Annotated in this window: 18 protein-coding genes; 10 read left to right on the forward strand and 8 right to left on the reverse strand. The window is 66.1% G+C overall.

Translation table 11 applies throughout. The annotated features are described in order from the left end of the window. Positions 1-119 precede the first annotated feature (119 nt). The 4 genes from ADAD_RS0100655 to ADAD_RS0100670 all read left to right on the forward strand — a co-directional run bounded on the left by ADAD_RS0100655 (position 120) and on the right by ADAD_RS0100670 (position 5,969). Entirely contained in the window at positions 120-2,816 is a 2,697-nt protein-coding gene (locus ADAD_RS0100655) for a bifunctional [glutamine synthetase] adenylyltransferase/[glutamine synthetase]-adenylyl-L-tyrosine phosphorylase (RefSeq protein ID WP_010408091.1), read from the forward strand. Further along, on the forward strand, positions 2,813-3,280 hold the full coding sequence (locus ADAD_RS0100660) for a peroxiredoxin (protein WP_010408094.1): 468 nt from the start codon (positions 2,813-2,815) through the stop codon (positions 3,278-3,280). The genes ADAD_RS0100655 and ADAD_RS0100660 overlap by 4 nt, the downstream gene beginning before the upstream one ends. Positions 3,281-3,696: 416 nt before the next feature. Next, the gene (locus ADAD_RS0100665; RefSeq protein WP_010408096.1) at positions 3,697-4,329 is read left to right on the forward strand and encodes a M23 family metallopeptidase; all 633 of its coding nucleotides are present in this window, start codon (positions 3,697-3,699) and stop codon (positions 4,327-4,329) included. Positions 4,330-4,436: 107 nt separating this feature from the next. Next, positions 4,437-5,969 carry an acyl-CoA synthetase gene (locus ADAD_RS0100670; RefSeq protein ID WP_010408098.1) on the forward strand — a complete coding sequence of 511 codons (1,533 nt, stop codon included), beginning with the start codon at positions 4,437-4,439 and terminating at the stop codon, positions 5,967-5,969. A 6-nt stretch (positions 5,970-5,975) separates the two neighbouring features. On the opposite strand, the gene galU is transcribed toward ADAD_RS0100670, so the two are convergent. Then, positions 5,976-6,857 carry a UTP--glucose-1-phosphate uridylyltransferase GalU gene (gene galU, locus ADAD_RS0100675; RefSeq protein ID WP_010408101.1) on the reverse strand — a complete coding sequence of 294 codons (882 nt, stop codon included), beginning with the start codon at positions 6,855-6,857 and terminating at the stop codon, positions 5,976-5,978. A gap of 133 nt (positions 6,858-6,990) precedes the next feature. Between galU and murA the strand changes: the two genes are divergently transcribed. Together murA and ADAD_RS0100685 are read left to right on the forward strand one after the other, a co-directional pair. Further along, positions 6,991-8,274 carry a UDP-N-acetylglucosamine 1-carboxyvinyltransferase gene (murA, locus tag ADAD_RS0100680; protein ID WP_010408104.1) on the forward strand — a complete coding sequence of 428 codons (1,284 nt, stop codon included), beginning with the start codon at positions 6,991-6,993 and terminating at the stop codon, positions 8,272-8,274. 68 nt (positions 8,275-8,342) lie between these two features. Continuing rightward, on the forward strand, positions 8,343-8,570 hold the full coding sequence (locus ADAD_RS0100685) for a hypothetical protein (protein WP_010408107.1): 228 nt from the start codon (positions 8,343-8,345) through the stop codon (positions 8,568-8,570). Between the two features lies 1 nt (position 8,571). Here the strand turns inward: ADAD_RS0100685 and ADAD_RS0100690 are convergent, their stop codons facing one another. From ADAD_RS0100690 to ADAD_RS0100705, 4 genes are all read right to left on the reverse strand, one after another. Then, positions 8,572-8,832 (reverse strand): ribbon-helix-helix domain-containing protein, encoded by a 261-nt coding sequence (locus tag ADAD_RS0100690; RefSeq protein WP_010408109.1) that lies wholly within the window; start codon positions 8,830-8,832, stop codon positions 8,572-8,574. After that, entirely contained in the window at positions 8,829-9,647 is an 819-nt protein-coding gene (locus ADAD_RS0100695) for an alpha/beta hydrolase (RefSeq protein ID WP_010408114.1), read from the reverse strand. Before ADAD_RS0100695 ends, ADAD_RS0100690 begins: the two co-directional genes overlap by 4 nt. Before the next feature lie 69 nt (positions 9,648-9,716). Continuing rightward, a complete protein-coding gene (gene phbB, locus ADAD_RS0100700) occupies positions 9,717-10,439 on the reverse strand; it encodes an acetoacetyl-CoA reductase (RefSeq protein WP_010408117.1) in 723 nt (240 codons plus the stop codon). Positions 10,440-10,559: 120 nt separating this feature from the next. Continuing rightward, positions 10,560-11,315 (reverse strand): hypothetical protein, encoded by a 756-nt coding sequence (locus ADAD_RS0100705; protein ID WP_010408118.1) that lies wholly within the window; start codon positions 11,313-11,315, stop codon positions 10,560-10,562. 330 nt (positions 11,316-11,645) lie between these two features. Here ADAD_RS0100705 and ADAD_RS0100710 point away from each other — a divergent pair, with 330 nt between their 5' ends. The 4 genes from ADAD_RS0100710 to holA are packed head-to-tail and all read left to right on the forward strand — an operon-like array spanning position 11,646 to position 16,187. Then, positions 11,646-12,089 carry a DUF3576 domain-containing protein gene (locus ADAD_RS0100710; RefSeq protein ID WP_029139801.1) on the forward strand — a complete coding sequence of 148 codons (444 nt, stop codon included), beginning with the start codon at positions 11,646-11,648 and terminating at the stop codon, positions 12,087-12,089. A 30-nt stretch (positions 12,090-12,119) separates the two neighbouring features. Next, positions 12,120-14,648, forward strand: coding sequence for a leucine--tRNA ligase (gene leuS, locus ADAD_RS0100715; RefSeq protein WP_010408121.1), 2,529 nt, complete (start codon positions 12,120-12,122; stop codon positions 14,646-14,648). Further along, the gene (gene lptE / locus ADAD_RS0100720) at positions 14,648-15,139 is read left to right on the forward strand and encodes an LPS assembly lipoprotein LptE (RefSeq protein WP_010408123.1); all 492 of its coding nucleotides are present in this window, start codon (positions 14,648-14,650) and stop codon (positions 15,137-15,139) included. The genes leuS and lptE overlap by 1 nt, the downstream gene beginning before the upstream one ends. A 4-nt stretch (positions 15,140-15,143) precedes the next feature. Then, a complete protein-coding gene (holA, locus tag ADAD_RS0100725; protein WP_010408125.1) occupies positions 15,144-16,187 on the forward strand; it encodes a DNA polymerase III subunit delta in 1,044 nt (347 codons plus the stop codon). Between the two features lie 17 nt (positions 16,188-16,204). Here holA and ADAD_RS0100730 read toward each other — a convergent pair whose 3' ends face one another. The 3 genes from ADAD_RS0100730 to ADAD_RS0100740 are packed head-to-tail and all read right to left on the reverse strand — an operon-like array spanning position 16,205 to position 18,060. Beyond that, entirely contained in the window at positions 16,205-16,741 is a 537-nt protein-coding gene (locus ADAD_RS0100730) for an LptA/OstA family protein (RefSeq protein WP_010408127.1), read from the reverse strand. 11 nt (positions 16,742-16,752) lie between these two features. Then, positions 16,753-17,421: an LPS export ABC transporter periplasmic protein LptC gene (lptC, locus tag ADAD_RS0100735; RefSeq protein WP_010408129.1), complete on the reverse strand. Its 669-nt coding sequence runs from the start codon at positions 17,419-17,421 to the stop codon at positions 16,753-16,755. Positions 17,422-17,439: 18 nt separating this feature from the next. After that, on the reverse strand, positions 17,440-18,060 hold the full coding sequence (locus ADAD_RS0100740; RefSeq protein WP_010408133.1) for a ribonuclease D: 621 nt from the start codon (positions 18,058-18,060) through the stop codon (positions 17,440-17,442). Between the last annotated feature and the right edge of the window lie 5 nt (positions 18,061-18,065).

An 18,065-nucleotide genomic window follows, 5' to 3' on the forward strand; every position in this document is an offset into this window, starting at 1 on the left:
TCCGGGTTTCCCAATTCCGGCGCTTGTTGCAAACCCGGCGGGCGAGGGCAAGTAATCGGGGCCCTGATCGACCTGCCATCGCGCTTGCCATCCCGAGATGGGGCAGGCAGGGCGCCCCCATGGCATCCGGGCACGATCACGATTGGGCAGGAGCGATCGCGAGGGCGAGGACGAATGCTCCCTTCCTGGCCCGCACCCTCGATCGGCTGCCTGAACTGGCGGACCTTCTGCGCGCGGGCGATGTGGACGCAGCCTTCGACTATTGCGCAAAGGCAGGCGCCGGGGCGGAGCAGGGCGTAGCCCTGCGGCGCGAGCGGCTGGCTCTTGCGCTGACGCTGGCCATCGCCGATCTGGCGGGCGCCTATTCGCTCGACGACGTGATCCAGCGCCTGTCCGCCTTCGCCGATCGCGCGCTGGGTCAGGCGATTGCCGAAGCGGCGCGCAAGCGCACCAAGCTGGACAGCGTGGACGGCTTCTTCGCCATCGCGCTGGGCAAGCATGGCGCACGCGAATTGAACTACAGTTCGGACATTGATCCGATCCTGCTGTTCGATCCCGATGTGCTGGCCGAGGGGGAGCGGTCCGGGCCAGCGGACACCGCGCAGCGCATGGCGCGCGACATCCTGCGGCTTCTGTCCGACCATACGGAGGAAGGCTACGTCTTCCGGGTCGACCTGCGGTTGCGCCCGGCGGCGGAGATCACGCCGCTGGCGGTGTCCGTCAACGCAGCGCTTTCCCACTACGAGAGCGCGGCACTCGCCTGGGAGCGTGCGGCCTTCATCCGCGCGCGCTCGGCCGCGGGCGATATAGAGCGCGGGGAGCGGTTCCTCGCCACGATCCGCCCCTTCGTGTGGCGGCGCAGCGTGGATTTCGGCACGATCGACGATATTGCCCAACTGCGCCTGCGCATCCGCGAGGCCTATAGCGGCGAGCCGGAGCTGGGACCGGGCTTCGATCTCAAGCGCGGGCGCGGCGGCATCCGCGAGATCGAGTTCTTCGCGCAGACCCACCAGCTGATCCACGGCGGACGCGATCCGCGCCTGAGGAGCAGCGATACCCGCGCGGCGCTGTTCGCGCTGGCCCGGGCGGACATCATAGCGGAGGAGACGGCAGGCAGGCTCGCCGCCGCCTATGCACGCCTGCGCGTGGCCGAGCACCGCATCCAGATGCTGGAGGACCGGCAGACCCACACGATCCCTTCGGGCGATGCTCTGGAGCGGCTCGCGCATCTGGACGGCTTTGCCGACGGGGCAAGCCTTCTTGCGGACCTCGAACCCCACATGGCGGCCACGGCCAGGGCTTTCGACGGGCTGCTGACGACGAGCGAGAACCAGCCGCCCAGCGAACGCCCGGTGCGCGAAATGGTGGGCAACAGCCCGCTTGCGACCCAGGATAACCTGGCAGACCGGGTCGCTGGCTGGCTCGACGGACGTTACCGGTCCCTGCGCAGCACCGATGCGCAGACCGCCTTTCGCCGGCTTCTGCCGAGGCTGCTGGAAGGTCTTGCCCAGTCGCCCGAGCCGGACCGTGCGCTGGTGCGCCTCGAACGGCTGCTGGACGCGATGCCGAGCGGGATCAACCTGTTCCGCCTGCTGGAGGCGCGGCCCGCGCTGCTCGACCAGTTCCTCGCGATCATCACGCTGGCGCCCCCGCTGGCCAACGATCTTGCGCTGCGCCCGGCGCTGATCGACGCGCTGATCGACCGGTCGGCTCTGGATCTGCCGGAAGACGTGCCGAACCTGCGGCGCAGGATGATGCGCGCCGAACCGCACGGCAATTACGAGGCCCTGCTCGATCGTATCCGCGTGGTGACGGGCGAGCAGCGTTTTGCGCTCGGCGTGCAGCTGATTGGCGGCGTGCACGATCCGCTGGATATCGCCCGCGGTTTTGCGACCGTGGCCGAGGCCGCGATGCAGGCGGCGCTGGCGGGCACCGTCGCCGAGTTCGAGCGCACGCACGGACGGGTGGAAGGCAGCGAGCTGGTCATCCTCGGGCTCGGCAGGCTTGGCGGCGAAGCGCTGACCCACGCATCCGATCTCGACATCATCTACCTGTTTACCGGCGATCACACCGCGGAAAGCGATGGCGAACGCCCTCTGGGTGCCACCCGCTATTTCAACCGGCTCGCGCAGCGGGTCAGCGCGGCGCTCAGCGTGCCGACCGCCGAGGGGCCGCTCTACGATGTCGATACCCGGCTCAGGCCGCAGGGCGCGCAGGGGCCGCTGGCCGTCAGCGTGGAGAGCTTCGCCCGTTACCAGCGCGAATCGGCGTGGACGTGGGAGCATATGGCGCTCGCGCGCGCGCGCGTGGTCGCAGGCTCGTACGCGGCGCGGGCCGATGTGGACGACATTATCCGCGAGGTGCTGTGCGCCCCGCGCGATGCGGCCACCTTGCGCGACGATGTCCTGCGGATGCGCGGCGAGATGGCGACGCACAAGCCTGCCAAAGGCCCGCTCGATGTGAAGCTGCTGCGGGGCGGGCTGGTCGATATCGAGTTCATCCTTCACTTCCTGCAGCTGCGCGATCACGTCGCGCTCGATCCGCGCCTGTCGAGTGCATGCGATACGCTGGTGCGCGCGGGCCACCTGCCCCGCGCCTTCGCCGACGCGCACGATTTCCTCACCCGCCTGATCGTGGCGGCCCGGCTGCTCGCGCCCGATCTGGAAGTCCCGCCCGGCGCTGCGGGAGCGGCGCTGTCCAGCGCATGCGGTTGCGAGGATACCGGCGCGCTCTTGCACAAGGTGGAACAGGCACGGCAGGAAGTGGCGCGCAGCTGGCACGACATATTCGACGAGAAACTGGAGATTGACCAATGAGCATTGGCGAAGGCGACACCATGCCCGACATCGCGATGGTGCGGCATGATGGTGAAGAGGTGAAACCGTCCGACTATCGCGGCCGCAAGCTGGTGCTGTTCTTCTACCCGAAGGACAACACGCCCGGCTGCACGACCGAGGCCAAGGATTTCTCCGCGTTGAAGCCCGAATTCGAGAAAGCAGGCGTCGCCCTGCTCGGCATCAGCAAGGATTCGAGCAGGAAGCACCAGAACTTCATCGCCAAGCACGATCTCACGGTCGATCTGGCGACCGATGCGGAAGAAAACGGCTTGTCGGACGAGCTCGGCGTATGGGCCGAGAAGAAGATGTACGGGAAGACCTTCATGGGCATGGTCCGCAGTACCTATCTGCTGAATGCCGATGGCACGATCGCGCGCATCTGGCCCAAGGTGAAGGTGAACGGCCATGCGCAGGAAGTGCTGGAGGCCGCAAAGCAGCCATGACGGAGGCGGGTGCGCCGTATCGCGTGGAGCTTCACCGCACGGCAAAGCGATGGGATTCGTCGCTGGAGCCGGGCGTGAAAACACGCGCAGCCCCTTGTTAACCATCGTTTTCCAGAGATGATTAAGCCGCCATTCAACGACTCGACCCGTTCCGCAGGCGGTTTATCGCGGTAGCGCCAGGAAGCGCTTGTGGTCTTAACCTAGGCCCGCCTAATCCTCTAACAGACGAAGGCGGGGAAGGTTCCCGCCGCAAACGAGGGGTCTCGGCGCGCGATGGGATCGCGAACGCGCTTGGGATCGGAACCAGCGGAGCAACCTGCTCCGCCGCCGACAGAGGGACGGACATCTTGCTGACCACTGATCGACTTTTCAGCCGCGCCACCATTCTTTGCACCGCGGCAATTGCCACTTTCGCCATGCCCGCACACGCCAACACCAGCGCCGCCGCCGCGGTCGACGTCTCTGACGCGGCCAAGGAAGCGCAGAGCCCGCTCGGCAATGGCGACACCCAGTTCCGTCAGCTCTTCGCCAGCTGGCAGAATCTCGACATCGAACGCAGCCCCGAACCCGCCGTTGCCCTGCCGACGGTTTCCGTGCCTTCGCGCATGCCGGTCGATAATGCCCGGATGAGCAGTGGCTACGGCATGCGCAACCACCCGGTGCTGCGCAAGCGCAAGAATCACAACGGCGTCGATCTGGCCGCGCCCTCGGGCACGCCGATCTACGCGACCGCCGACGGCACCGTCGAGCGTGCGAACTATTTCGGCAGCTACGGCAATTATATCCAGATCGGCCACGGCAACGCGATCGAAACCCGCTACGCCCACCTGTCGCGCATCATCGTCGCCGACGGGCAGGAAGTGCGCAAGGGCGACCTGATCGGTTATGTCGGCTCGACCGGCCGCTCGACCGGCCCGCACCTCCACTACGAAGTGCGCATCGACGGCAAAGCGGTCGATCCGCGTCCCTTCATGGTTGAAACCGAAGCGCAGGAAGCCTTCCGTCTGGCCATGGGCCCCGGCGGCATGGGCGGCGGCGGCGACGAATAAGTCCTCCGCAATCCGTTTGAACTTCATGTGAAAGGCGGTGCTTCGGCGCCGCCTTTTTTCTTGCGCGACGCACGCACTTTCCCGAAACTGGCGAACGGGAGAGAGACATGCATCCGATTACACACGCGGCCACGCGGCCCGACCACGCGGCCATTATAGACGCAGCCAGCGGTACTACCGTCACCTATGGCGAACTGGAGGCCCGGGCCAATCGCATCGCGCGCTGGCTGCGCGCGCAGGGAGTCACACGCGGGACCAGCGTGGGCCTGCTGCTCGAAAACCGGCCGCTCTATCTCGAGATATTCTGGGCGACCCAGCGGATCGGTGCGATGCTGGTGCCGGTATCCACCCGGCTGACCGCGCCCGAGATCGCCTACATTCTCGAAGATGCCGAATGCTCCTTGCTGCTCACGTCGCGCACTTACGCCGATGTGACGCAGGAGCTGGCGCGATCAATGCCCGATCTTCGGATCGTCGATGTCGATAGCGACGCCTTCTCCGCTGAGGTGTCCGGCCAGTCATCGCAGATGGTGGAAGACCCGGTGCCCGGGCAGTACATGGTCTATTCCTCCGGCACGACGGGGCGACCCAAGGGCATCAAGCCGGCCCCTCCGCCGAGCGAGGATATCACCGCGCCCAACCCGCTGGTGGGGCTGGCGACGATGGGCGTGGGCATGCCCGCCGATGGCAGCATGGTCTATCTCTCGCCCGCACCGCTCTACCACGCGGCGCCGCTCGGCTGGTGCAGCACGGCGCACCGGCTGGGCGGGACCGTTGTCATCATGGACAAATTCACGCCCGAAGGCGCGCTCGCCGCGATCGAGCGGTATGGCGTGACCGATAGCCAGTGGGTGCCCACCCATTTCGTGCGCATGTTGCGGCTGCCCGAGGAGGAACGGGCGCGCTACGATCTTTCCACCCACCAGCGCGCGATCCATGCCGCCGCGCCGTGTCCGGTGCCGATCAAGCGGGCGATGATCGAATGGTGGGGGCCGATCATCCAGGAATATTACGCCGGGTCCGAAGGGATCGGCATGTCGCTGGTGAAGAGCGAGGAATGGCTGGCGAAGCCCGGCACGGTAGGCCGCATGATCTACGGCAAGGCGCATGTCTGCGGGCCGGATGGCACCGAGCTGCCGCCTGGCGAGACGGGTCTGCTGTTCTTCGAGAACGAAGTCCTGCCCAGCTATCACAAGGATCCGGACAAGACGGCCGATGCCATGAACCGTCAGGGCTGGATGACGCTTGGCGATATCGGCCATATCGACGAGGATGGCTTCATCTTCCTGACCGACCGCAAGAGCCACATGATCATTTCCGGCGGGGTGAACATCTATCCGCAGGAGATCGAGGACCTGCTGGTTTCGCACCCCGACGTGCTCGATGCGGCGGTGATCGGCGTGCCCGACGACGATCTGGGCGAGCGTGTGGTCGCGGTGGTGCAGCCGGCGGATATGGACCAGGCGGGCGATGCGATGGAGCAGGCCCTGCGCGACTACCTGGAGCCGCAGCTCAGCCGGATAAAAATGCCGCGCCAGTTTGACTTCCGGCCCGATCTCCCGCGCGAGGCCAATGGCAAGCTCTACAAGCGCGAACTGCGCGACGAATATGCCCGGCTCGCCGAGACGCAGTCTGGCTGAGCGCGCCTAGTCGGCCAGCAGCCGTCTCGCCATTGCGCGCACTTCGTCGCCCATATCCTTGCGCTCCAATGCCAGCGCCAGGGTCGCCTCCACGAAGCCGACCTTGCTGCCGCAATCGTAGCGGGCGCCGTCGAAGGTGACCGCGTGGAAGGGCTGCTGCCCGATCATCCGCGCCATCGCGTCGGTCAGCTGGATCTCGCCGCCCGCGCCCTTGCCCTGCGTTTCCAGCACGCGCATCACCTCGGGCTGCAGGATGTAGCGGCCCGAGATGATCTTGTTCGAGGGCGCCTCGGCCACCGGCGGCTTCTCGACCAGTCCGCGCACTTCGGTCAGCGAGCCGTCTTCCTTGCCCGGGTCGACCACCCCGTAGCTGGAGACGGTTTCCTGCGGCACCTCGAGCACGCTGATCAGATTGCCGCCGACCTTATCGTAAGCGTCCACCATCTGCTTCATGCAGCCCGAGCTGCCTTCCCGGCCGATCATCAGCTCGTCGGGCAGGAAGATCGCGAAAGGATCGTCCCCCACGATCGCGCGCGCGCACCAGATCGCATGGCCCAGGCCCAGCGGGACCTGCTGACGCACGGTGATGATGTCGCCCGGAGTCGCACGGGTGGAATCGAGGATCGCCAGATCCTTGCCGCGTTCCTCCATCGTCTGTTCGAGTTCGAAGGCGACGTCGAAATGTTCGACGATCGCTGTCTTCCCGCGACCGGTGACGAAGATCATCTGCTCGATTCCCGCCTCGCGCGCCTCGTCCACCGCATACTGGATCAGCGGACGGTCGACGATCGCCAGCATCTCCTTGGGAATGGCCTTGGTTGCGGGAAGGAAGCGGGTGCCGAGCCCCGCGACCGGGAAAACGGCTTTCTTGATCGGTTTGTGCGCCATGGCTTGCGAGTATGATGGCCGCTGGGAGGGCGGTCAATGGCGGGCCCGGGAAGCTAGCAATCATTAGTCGAGGAGAGTCAGCCGATGCGGGCTTCGACTTGTCTTGCCGCGCATGCCCGCTAAACGCTCTGGGATGGACAAGCTAAGCATTACGGGAGGGCAGAGGCTCTCCGGCACCATCCCGATTTCCGGCGCCAAGAACGCGGCGCTGACCCTCATTCCGTGCGCGCTGCTGACCGACGAGCCGCTCACGCTGCGCAACTTGCCGCGGCTGGCGGATATCGACAGCTTCCAGCACCTGATGACGCAGTTCGGCGTGTCGGTGAACATTGCCGGGACCAAGCCGGAAGATTTCGGCCGGGTGGTTACTTACGAAGCCACCCGCCTCACCTCGACCACCGCGCCCTACGATCTGGTGCGCAAGATGCGCGCATCGATCCTGGTGCTCGGGCCGATGCTGGCACGCGCAGGGGTGGCCACGGTCTCGCAGCCCGGCGGATGCGCCATCGGCAACCGTCCGATCGACCTGCACCTGTCCGCGCTCGAAGCGCTGGGGGCGGAGATCGAGCTGGCGCAGGGCTATGTCCGCGCGCATGCGCCCGACGGCGGCCTGCCGGGCGGCGAGTTCGACTTCCCCGTGGTCTCGGTCGGCGCGACCGAGAATGCGTTGATGGCGGCGGTGCTCGCCAACGGCACTTCGACTTTGCGCAACGCCGCGCGCGAGCCCGAGATCGTCGACCTGTGCAACCTGCTGGTGGCGATGGGGGCCGAGATCGAGAATATCGGCCAGTCCGACCTCGTCATCCATGGCGTGAAGCGGCTGAACGGTGCGACCTACAAGGTAATGGCCGACCGGATCGAGGCAGGCTCCTATGCCTGCGCCGCCGCGATCACCGGGGGCGACGCGCGGCTCGAAGGCGCGAAGGCGGACGATATGTCGGCCACCTTGCACGCGCTGCGCAATATCGGCGTCCACGTGGAAAGCGATGCCAAGGGCGTCAATATTGCTGCCGACGGCAAGCTGCGCGCAGCCAACCTCTCGACAGCGCCCTATCCCGGCCTGGCGACCGACATGCAGGCCCAGCTTATGGCCCTGCTGACGGTGGCCGAGGGCACGAGCGTCCTGACCGAAACCATCTTCGAAAACCGCTACATGCACGTGCCCGAACTCAAGCGGATGGGCGCCGACATCGAGGTTTCGGGGCGCACCGCCATCGTCAAGGGAGTCGAGGGGCTGACCGGCGCGGAAGTGATGGCGACAGATCTGCGCGCTTCGATGAGCCTGGTGATCGCGGCGCTTGCGGCAAAGGGCGAATCGCAGATCCGGCGCATCTACCACCTCGACCGCGGATACGAGCGGCTGGAGGAGAAGCTGCAGGCGATCGGCGCACAAATCGAGCGGGTCGGCGACGAATAGCACGCCTGCGCAGGACCCAAAGCCGCGCTCCTTCGTTCGCCAGATAGAACGATTATTGGAGACGTGAGATGGGTTTGATTCGCACCGCAATCCTGGGTGGCCTCGGTTACCTGGGTTACAAGGCCTACAAGGACCGCAAGGACGAGAACGGCGTGGCCTTCGCCAAAGGTCAGCCCGAAGGTGCCTTCCGCGAAGCCGGTTCGGGCGCAACGGCCACCAAGGGCGACAAGATGAGCGAGACCGACGAAGCTCTCGACGAGACCTTCCCGGCCAGCGACGCAACCGCGAAGTACTGAGCTAGTCGGACGGGGGCGGGCCTTGCGGTCCGGCCCCGCTCCTCACCTCGGCAACGAGGAATTGCCTGATGGCGCTGGCGAGCCCGGTCGGCTCGTCGGCTTCGAGCCGTGCAACATCGATCTGCGCGACGATGGCATTTATCGGTACGCGGCGCTGTTCGGCCAACTCGCGCAGCAAGTCCCAGAAGACAGGCTCCAGCGAAATGCTGGTCTTGTGGCCGGCGATCTCGACCGAGCGTTTTACGGGTGGGTGGTAACTCACGGAGCCATCGGCGTATCGCCGGGCGCAAGGGCTTCCGCCGCTTCCCACTGTTGCCAGATCCCGCCCGCAATCGAATCGAGCGGGACCCAGTGGCCGCCTCCCTTGAGATTGATCCGGGTGATGTTTGGCCCGCCCGCTTCTTCCAGCCGCTCAACCATCTTGGGATCGACCGTCCCGTCTCTCGTGCCGTGCAGGAGCAGCGCAGGCTCTGTCACGAGAGCAATCGAGGCGAGATTGTCGTAGCGTTCCTTGATGAACGGCCGCGCAAGGAGCGGTGCGGCATCGCGCAGACGGGTGAACGCGCCCATCGTTGCCACGCCGGCAAAATCGTCACGCGCCGCCATTTGCAGGGCGACTGCGCCGCCCAGCGAAAAACCGAAGAGATAAATCCGTGCGTCGGGCCTCAGCTCGCGTGCCTTGGCGATCCACGCTTCGGCATCGCTGTAGAGCCCGCCTTCCGAAGGAGTGCCCGGGTTGTCGCCATAGCCGCGATAGGAGGCGACCAGCACGCCGCGCCCCCCGATGCGCAGAGGCTCGGCGCGATAGGCAGATACGAGGTGGTTGTAGCCGTTGCCGTGGAACACCACGACAATCTGGTCGATGCCCTCTTCTGGCGGCCAGAACGCGCCTTCCAGCTCGAGCCCGTCTCGCGTCTTCGCCTGAATCGGCAAAGGCGGCTCACCGCGAAATTCCACCTCGGTCTGGGATAGCGGGACGGGTTGATAGACCCGATCGGAGACCGGGCCGGCATGCGCGGGCGCGGCAGCCGTGCCGATCAGCGAGACCGCGCATGCCGCCAGGAAAAGTCTGAACATGGAAGGCGCTCCGCATGATCCTGCAGCTGGCGATACCGTCGGCGCCGCACGGGGGCGCGCCGCGGCGCCTCAATACATGTGCTGGCCACCATTGATGCTCATGGTCGATCCGGTGACGAAGGCACCATCGTCTGCGGTCAGGAAGGCGACGCCGCGGGCGATTTCCTCTGCCTGGCCAAGCCGGCCGACGGGAATCTTCGCCACGATCTTCTCCAGCACGTTGTCGGGCACGGCGGCGACCATATCCGTATCGATATAGCCCGGGGCAATCGCGTTGACGGTGATGCCGAAGCGCGCGCCTTCCTGCGCCAGCGCCTTGGTGAAGCCGTGGATACCGGACTTGGCGGCGGCATAGTTCACCTGGCCGTACTGGCCGGCCTGCCCGTTGATCGAGCCGATATTGACGATCCGGCCCCAGTTGCCTTCGCGCATGCCCGGGAAGCATGCCTTGGCCATGTTGAAGCAGCCGCCCAGGTTGACCCGCATCACCTCGTTCCAGTCGTCGAAGCTCATCCGGGCGAGCGTGCCATCGCGGGTGATCCCGGCGTTGTTGACGAGGATTTCGACGTGTCCGTGTTCTTCGGTGATGCGCGAACAGTTTTCGAGACAGGCTTCGTGGTCGCCCACATCCCACTTCATCGCGGTGATGCCGGTGCGCGCGGAGAATTCCTTCGCGCGTTCATCATTGCCCGCGTAGTTCGCAATCACCGTGCGGCCCTGTTCTTTCAGGGCAAGGCTGATGGCCTCGCCAATCCCGCGCGTGCCCCCCGTCACGACTGCAACTCGTGCCATCCTCAATCCTCCCATTGCTTTTCAAGTCTTTGAACAAAGACGTAGCGTCAGCCGCAGGCGCGGGCAAAGCAAAACGGGAGCGGAGGAGCTTTTTTCGGCGGCGGGTGCAGCCGGGCGCAATCAGAAGCGCAGCTGCGTGCCGATATAGACCGACTGGCTGTCTTCCGCGCCGTCGGTCAGCGGGGTCAGCCGGTCGCGTTCCTCGGACAGGCGCACGCCGGCGGTCACATCCAGGTTACGCGTGACGCGGTATGCGCCGCCCAGATCGAGCTGACGCTCTCCGCGCCCTTCGAGCGTGCGCGGCGCGCGCCCGGGGGTGCGTTCCTGATCGACCGAGATGCGCGGCTGGAACCGGCTCGGTTCATCCTTCACGCCCTGCGAGGGGCGGAATTCGGAGAGGTCCGGCATGGTAATCTTCGAAACAGACTTGGGCAGTTCGGCCACCGGCTTGGTGAAGCTCTGGTAGCCGCGGGCCACGCCAAGGTCGAAGGCGGACGGGGCGACCGCGACATCGCGGCGGCCCGGTTCGCTGCGCGCCGAATCGATGGCCGAGCGAATCGAGATCGCGCGCGCCGAATCATCGTCGAGGCGGACGGCCACCGTCACCGTACGGTCTGAGACAGCCTTCCCGGCGGCAGGCGTGAAAGGCAATGCCTCGCGACGGGCGGCGTAGCGTTCAGCCACGCGGCGGGCGAGTTCGGGATCGACAGTGGCAGGCGTGAAGCGGGTGCCCTTGGCGTCGGCCCCGGAAACAAGCGTAGGTGCGGTCGCTTCGACCAGGGCGGCGCCGACCACCGGAGCCGCGACCAGCGCCAGCGCCCCGCCAATGGCGGGTGCAAGCAGCTTGCGCAGTACAGGTGCGGTTTTCTTGCCCATATCCCCAGTTCTAACACCGCGAGACTTACACACGGTGAATAGCCACCGAATGCCTCGCCCCCGCTTTCGATCCAGGGTGTTAAGTCATCGCTGGGTGGCTTTCCAGTTTTTCCACAAGGGGTCGCTTCGCTTGCGACAGAGGTGTTGCAAGAGGCACACAGGGTCGCCGCATGCCCTCGCAAGGTTCATCATGCGTACACCCGCACACGCCAGCTTGCGCGCAGGAAGGCAGGCGCGCCCTTGCTGCGGTTGGTCCGTGGCGATAGAGGCATCAGCATGCGCGGTCTGCCGACCTGCTCCTTCGCATTTTTCTTTGGAAAGCCAGCCACGATGATCCAGCGCCGCCTCCCGATTGCTTCCGCCAGCCTGCTCGGCCTCGCTGCCGCCCTGTCGGCCTGCGCCAGCGGCAACGACCTGCCCAGTGCCGATACCGCCGCCAGCCAGGTGACGACGATCGGCGTCAATTCCTATCTCTGGCGCGCCAGCCTCGAAGCGGTGAGCTTCGCGCCGCTGCTTCAGGCGGACAGTGCGGGCGGCGTGATCGTGACGGACTGGTTCGCCAATCCGGAAAACCCGGCCGAGCGTGTGAAGCTGACCGTTTCGATCCTCGATCAGGATCTGCGCGCCGATGCGCTGCGCGTGGCGGCCAGCCGCCAGGTCAGCCAGGGCGGCGGCTGGGTCGATGCGCCGGTGCAGGCCGCGACCGTGCAGAAGCTGGAAGACATCATCCTGACCAAGGCACGCGAATTGCGCCGCCAGGCGATCGCCAGCTAAGCCACTCACCTATCCGATAAAGACCCGAGCATGAACGATACGCGGTTCGACCCGTCCCAGGCAGATGGCCGCTGGCAGAAAGCCTGGGACGAGGCGCAGTGCTTCCGCGCCGACAGCGCGAGCGACAAGCCCAAGAGCTACGTGCTCGAGATGTTTCCCTACCCATCGGGCCGCATCCATATCGGCCACGTGCGCAACTACACGATGGGGGACGTGCTGGCGCGCTACAAGAAAATGCGCGGGCACGAGGTTCTCCACCCGATGGGCTGGGACGCCTTCGGCATGCCGGCCGAAAACGCGGCGATGGAAAAGGGCGTCCATCCCGGCAAGTGGACGCGCGAAAACATCGAATCGATGAAGGCGCAATTGAAGCGCCTGGGCTTCGCGCTCGACTGGAGCCGCGAACTGGCGACGTGCGAACCCGACTATTACGGGCACGAGCAGGCGCTGTTCGTCGATCTGTTCGAAGCGGGCCTCGTCTATCGCAAGGAAAGCGAGGTCAACTGGGACCCGGTCGACCAGACCGTCCTCGCCAACGAACAGGTGATCGACGGCAAGGGCTGGCGGTCCGGCGCGGAGATCGAGAAGCGCAAGCTCTCCCAGTGGTTCCTCAAGATCACCGATTTCGCGCCCGACCTGCTCGATGGACTCGCCAGCCTCGACAAGTGGCCCGACAAGGTCCGCCTGATGCAGGAAAACTGGATCGGCCGCAGCCAGGGCCTGCAATTCGCTTTCGACCTTTCGACCGGCGAGAAGCTGGAGGTCTACTCGACCCGGCCCGACACGATCTACGGCGCCAGCTTCGTGGCGGTCGCGCCCGATCACCCCGTGGCGCGCGCATATGCCGAAGGCGACGAGGGAGCGGCCGAGTTCATCGCCGAATGCAAGCGCGGCGGAACGACGGCCGCCACGGTGGAGACGGCGACCAAGCTCGGCTACCTCACCGGGGTCAAGGCCCGCCATCCCCTGATCGCCGATCACGATCTGCCCGTATTCATCGCGAACTTCGTGCTGATGGATTACGGCACCGGCGCCGTCATGGGCGTGCCGGGGCACGACCAGCGCGATTTCGAGTTCGCGAAGAAATACCACCTGCCGATCCTGCGGGTGATCGGCGCGAGTGCGGCCGATGCGGATCGCCCGCTGGGATCGGGCGCGGAACCGGGCGAGGGCATCCTGGTCAATTCGGGCCCGCTGGACGGGCTCGACGTCGAAACCGCCAAGGGCAAGGTGATCCGGCGCGCAGAGGCGGATGGCTGGGGCGAAGGCAAGACGGTGTGGCGCCTGCGCGACTGGGGCGTCTCGCGCCAGCGCTACTGGGGCACGCCGATCCCGTTCATCCATTGCGATTCCTGCGGTATCGTACCGGTCCCCAAGGACCAGCTGCCGGTGGTTCTGCCCGAGGATGTAGATTTCAAGACGCCGGGCAACCCGCTGGAACGGCACCCGACCTGGAAGAATGTCGCCTGCCCGCAGTGCGGCGCGCAGGCGCGGCGAGAGACCGACACGCTGGATACCTTCGTCGATTCGAGCTGGTATTTCCTGCGCTTCGCCAGCCAGCCCGCCGACAAGCCCTTCGATCGCCACGAAGTGGCCAAATGGCTGCCGGTCGAGCAGTATATCGGCGGGATCGAGCATGCGATCCTGCATCTCCTCTACGCCCGTTTCTGGACCCGCGCGCTCGCGCGACTGGGGCAGATCGACTTTACCGAACCCTTCGCCAGCCTGTTCACGCAAGGGATGGTCACGCACGAGACCTATTTCCGCCGCGAGCCTGATTCGGGCCGTGTGGTCTATTTCGCCCCCGACGAGGTCGAACGCAGCGGGCAGAGCGCGGTGCTGAAGGAAGACGGCTTCCCGGTAACCGTGGGCCGCGTGGTCAAGATGTCCAAGTCCAAGCGCAACGTGGTCGATCCCGATACGATCATCGCGCAATATGGTGCGGACGCCGTGCGCTGGTTCATGCTGTCCGACAGCCCGCCCGAACGCGATCTGCCGTGGTCCGAAAGCGGGATCGAGGGCTGCGCGCGTTTCGTCCAGCGCGTATGGCGCCTGGTTGCGGAGCATGACCCGCAGGCGAGCGGCGAGGATGCGGATCTGGCGCGAAAGACTGCGCGGATCGTCCACGATGTTGCCGAAACCATCGAGGCGCTGCATTTCAACAAGGCCGTCGCCAGGCTGTACGAACTTGTCTCGGCGATCGAGAAGGCCAAGCCGTCCGCCGACCGCACCAGCGCCATCGAGGCGCTGTTCCCGCTGGTTGCGCCGATGATGCCGCACCTCGCCGAAGAGGCGTGGCAGGCAATCGGCGGCGAAGGCCTGATTGCCGAGACCGCGTGGCCCGAAATCGACGAAAGCCTGCTGGAGGACGAATCTGTCACGATCGCGGTGCAGCACAAGGGCAAGCTGCGCGACACGCTGACTGCGCCTGCCGGGGCATCGAAGGATGTGCTGGAAGAGATGGCTCTTGCCAGCGAGAAGGTTCAGCGGTCGCTCGACGGTGCGCCCATCCGCAAGATCATTGTGGTGCCCGACCGGCTGGTGAATATCGTCACCTGATGCGAATCGTCTGGTGCCTTTTTGCAGCGTGCGCGCTCTCGGCCTGCGGGTTGCAGCCGATCTATGCGGGCGCGAACGGCAGCAGCGCGACGGCCAAGCTGTCCGCCGTGGAGGTTGCGCCGATCCAGGGCCGCACGGGCTGGCTGCTTGCCACTGCGCTGGAGGATCGCGTGGACCTGCGTGCTTCCGACACCGCGCCGCGCTACCGGCTCGACGTCCAGATCGACGAGAGCCTCGAAAGCCTAGGCCTGCTGACCGACGAGACCGTCAGCCGCGAAAGGCGCATCCTGCGCGCGCGCTACCAGCTGGTCGACCTCTCGAGTGGTGCGATCCTGCTCGATGCGACGGCGGGATCGGACGCCGGGATCGATGTGGTGTCTAGCGATTACGCCACGATAGCCGCAGAACGCGCGGCGGCGGAACGGCTGTCGCAGGTGGTTGCGGACCAGATCGTCACGCGGGTTTCGCTGGCGCTGCGCAATCGCGACTGATCGCATGGCCAAGGCCCCCTCGTTCAAGGCCAACCAGAACAGCTTCGGTCGCATGGCTGCTCAGGCCGCGCGCGAATGCCATACCTTCTTCTTCTGCGGGCCGGACGAAAGCGCGGCCTCTGCCGCTGCTGCCGCGATCGTCGCTGGCCTGCCCGATGCGGGCGAGCGGGTCGACATGTCGGGCTCCGATCTCAGACGCGATCCGGTGCGGCTGGCGGACGAGGCGCGTTCTTCCTCCCTTTTCGGCGATTCGCGGCACATATTCGTCCGCGCGACCGGTGAAGAAGCGCATGATGCGCTGAAGATCCACTTCGAGGCCGAGGGGGAGGCGTGCCCTGTCCTGGTGGTGGCCACCTCCGCGACAGACAAGTCGCGCACAGCCAAACTGGTTGCGGGCGCGGGCAATACGCTGGTGGCGATGTTCTACCCGCCCAACCTGACGGACATGGCCAACACGGTGCGCGATCTGGCGGATCGCAACGGCCTGCGGCTGGACGGCGATCTGGCGCAGCGCATCGCGCGCGCATCCGGGCTCGACCGGCGGCTGGCGGAGGCCGAGGTGGAGAAGCTGGCGCTGTACCTCGATGCCGCGCCTGATACGCCGCGCAAGGCCGATCTTTCGGCATGGGACGCGGTTGGCGCGACGAGCGAGGAAGACGGCTTCATGCCGCTGGTGAACGCAGCGCTGAGCGGCCACGCGAAACGGCTGCCGGGTGAGTTGGCGCGGCTCAACACGCTTTCGCTCAATCCGGTGGGCGTCGCCCTGGCGTTCGAGCGCCGCGCGGCGCAGCTTGCCCAGCTATCCGCGCGGATGCGCCCGGGCGAGGATGTCGGCTCTTTCGTCGAGGCACAGAAGCGCGCGCGGCGCATCTTCTTCAAGGACGAGCGCGACATTGCCGAACAGCTGCGCATCTGGCGCGGCAAGCGGCTGGACCGTCTCGTGTCGCGGCTGACCGCGCTGCACCAGGCCCTGCTCGCCAACAGCCAGCAGGCCGAACTGCTGCTTGCCCAGGAAATCGCGTGGATCGCGCGCGCCGCCTCCCGTTAGGGGGCAGTGTCGGGCACCTAGTTCTGGGGAACGGAAAAGCTGCCGGTCACCTGGCCACCATCCGCAGCGCCGCCCGCACCGTCGATGCTGGAAAGGCCGGTTTGCAGGTCGATGGTCAGCCGACCGCCGTTCAGCGTGTCGGACCCGCGCCGCAGCCGGACATCTCCGGTCAGGGTGATGATCCGGCGGTTGAAGTCATACACCGCGACGCTGCCGCGCGCGCTTTCGTCGCCCCGGGTGACGGTGACGCCGCCCGTGGCCGAAATGCGCTGGATGCTGAGCGAACCGCTGTCCGAATAGTCGACGATGGTGCGCGCCGCGGTCATCCGCAGGTTGGCCTGATCGATCACCACGTTGCCGGAAAGGACCACCCGGTCCTGCCGATCCTGCAGCTCGATCCGGTTGGCGGCGTAGTTGACCGGAGCGTTGGAGTTGTGCGCGGCGATGGCCTGCGCGTGAAGCTGCAGGCCCGCCACGGTGCACGCGGCCAGCGCGACACCGGCCATGCCGGATCTCAGCGCGAGGCGACCATGGGTCTTGGTGAAAAGGGACATAGGGCGGCGGTTCATCGCATGCTCTCCAGTGCGCCGGGCACCATGCGCAGGCGCGCGTTCCCGTCAAGCAATATAGTACGTGTTTCCAGGTCCACCCGAAGGCTGTTGGCAGAGAACGTGCCCGCAGGGACCGCGCCGGAAACGCCATCGTCGCCGATCAGCAACTGGTCCTTCAGGTCCACCGAAACGCCGCGCGCGACCAGTTCGTATCCGTCGGTCGCCCGCAACATTACGGGGCCCTGCACGTTCAGCAGTTCCTCGTCGATGGTATAGGCGCCCCCTTCGGCAGAGATGCGGGCCGGGCCGTCGCGCAGCAAGATCTGCGCGACCACATCGTCCAGCCGAACGATCCCTTCCGCGCTCGATTGCTGCACGGCCCTGTCGGAGGTGAGCGAGAAGGGGCGGCCCTGATTGTCCGATCCGCGATAGGTCGCCTTGTCGATCCGCAGGCGTTCGTCGATCTGCTCCACCTTGTCCCGGTCGAGGATGAAGGACACCTCGCTGCGCGGGGCGAGCGGGGTCAGCACCAGAAAGGCGACGATGGCGCCCGTGGCCATTGGCAGCCCGATCGCCAGGATCTTGATCAGGCGGTCGTGGAAGCCGCCGGGCGCCGCCTGGCGTTGCCGCCCGCGGCGCTGCCTGCGCGCTTCCTTCGTTTCTTCCACCGGATCGTGATGCATGGCGCTGGGACCTGAGGCCTACTCGTGGCTGAAAATGTCGGCGTTGGGCCACCCGGCAAGGTCCAGCCGCGCACGGGTCGGCAGGAAATCGAAACACGCCTGCGCAATCGGCATACGCTGTTCGCGCAGCAGGCGTTCCTCGAAGATGTCGCGCAGGCGGTGCAGGTAGCGCACGTCGGAGGCGGCATATTCGCGTTGCGCGTTGTTGATCTCGGGCGCGCCCCAGTCCGAGCTTTGCTGCTGCTTGGAAATCTCTTCACCCAGCAGTTCGTTGACGAGATTCTTCAGCCCGTGCCGGTCGGTATAGGTGCGCGTCAGCTTGCTGGCGATCTTGGTGCAGAACACGGGTGCGGCGGTTACGCCCAGCCAGAACTCGATCGCGGCGAGATCGAACCGCGCGAAGTGATACAGCTTCACCCGCGCAGGATCGGCAAGCACCGCCTTGAGGTTGGGCGCATCGTAGCTGCTGCCGACGCCGAAGCGGACCAGGTGTTCATCCCCCTGCCCGTCGCTGATCTGCACAAGGCACAGCCGGTCACGATGGGTGATGAGGCCCATGGTCTCGGTGTCGACGGCCAGCGCCGCGCCTTCGGCCAGAACGCCCTCGGGCAGGTCTTCTTCGTGAAAATGTACGGCCATCGAAA

Origin of the sequence: Citromicrobium sp. JLT1363, from assembly GCF_000186705.1 — a bacterium.
Classification (GTDB): domain Bacteria; phylum Pseudomonadota; class Alphaproteobacteria; order Sphingomonadales; family Sphingomonadaceae; genus Alteriqipengyuania.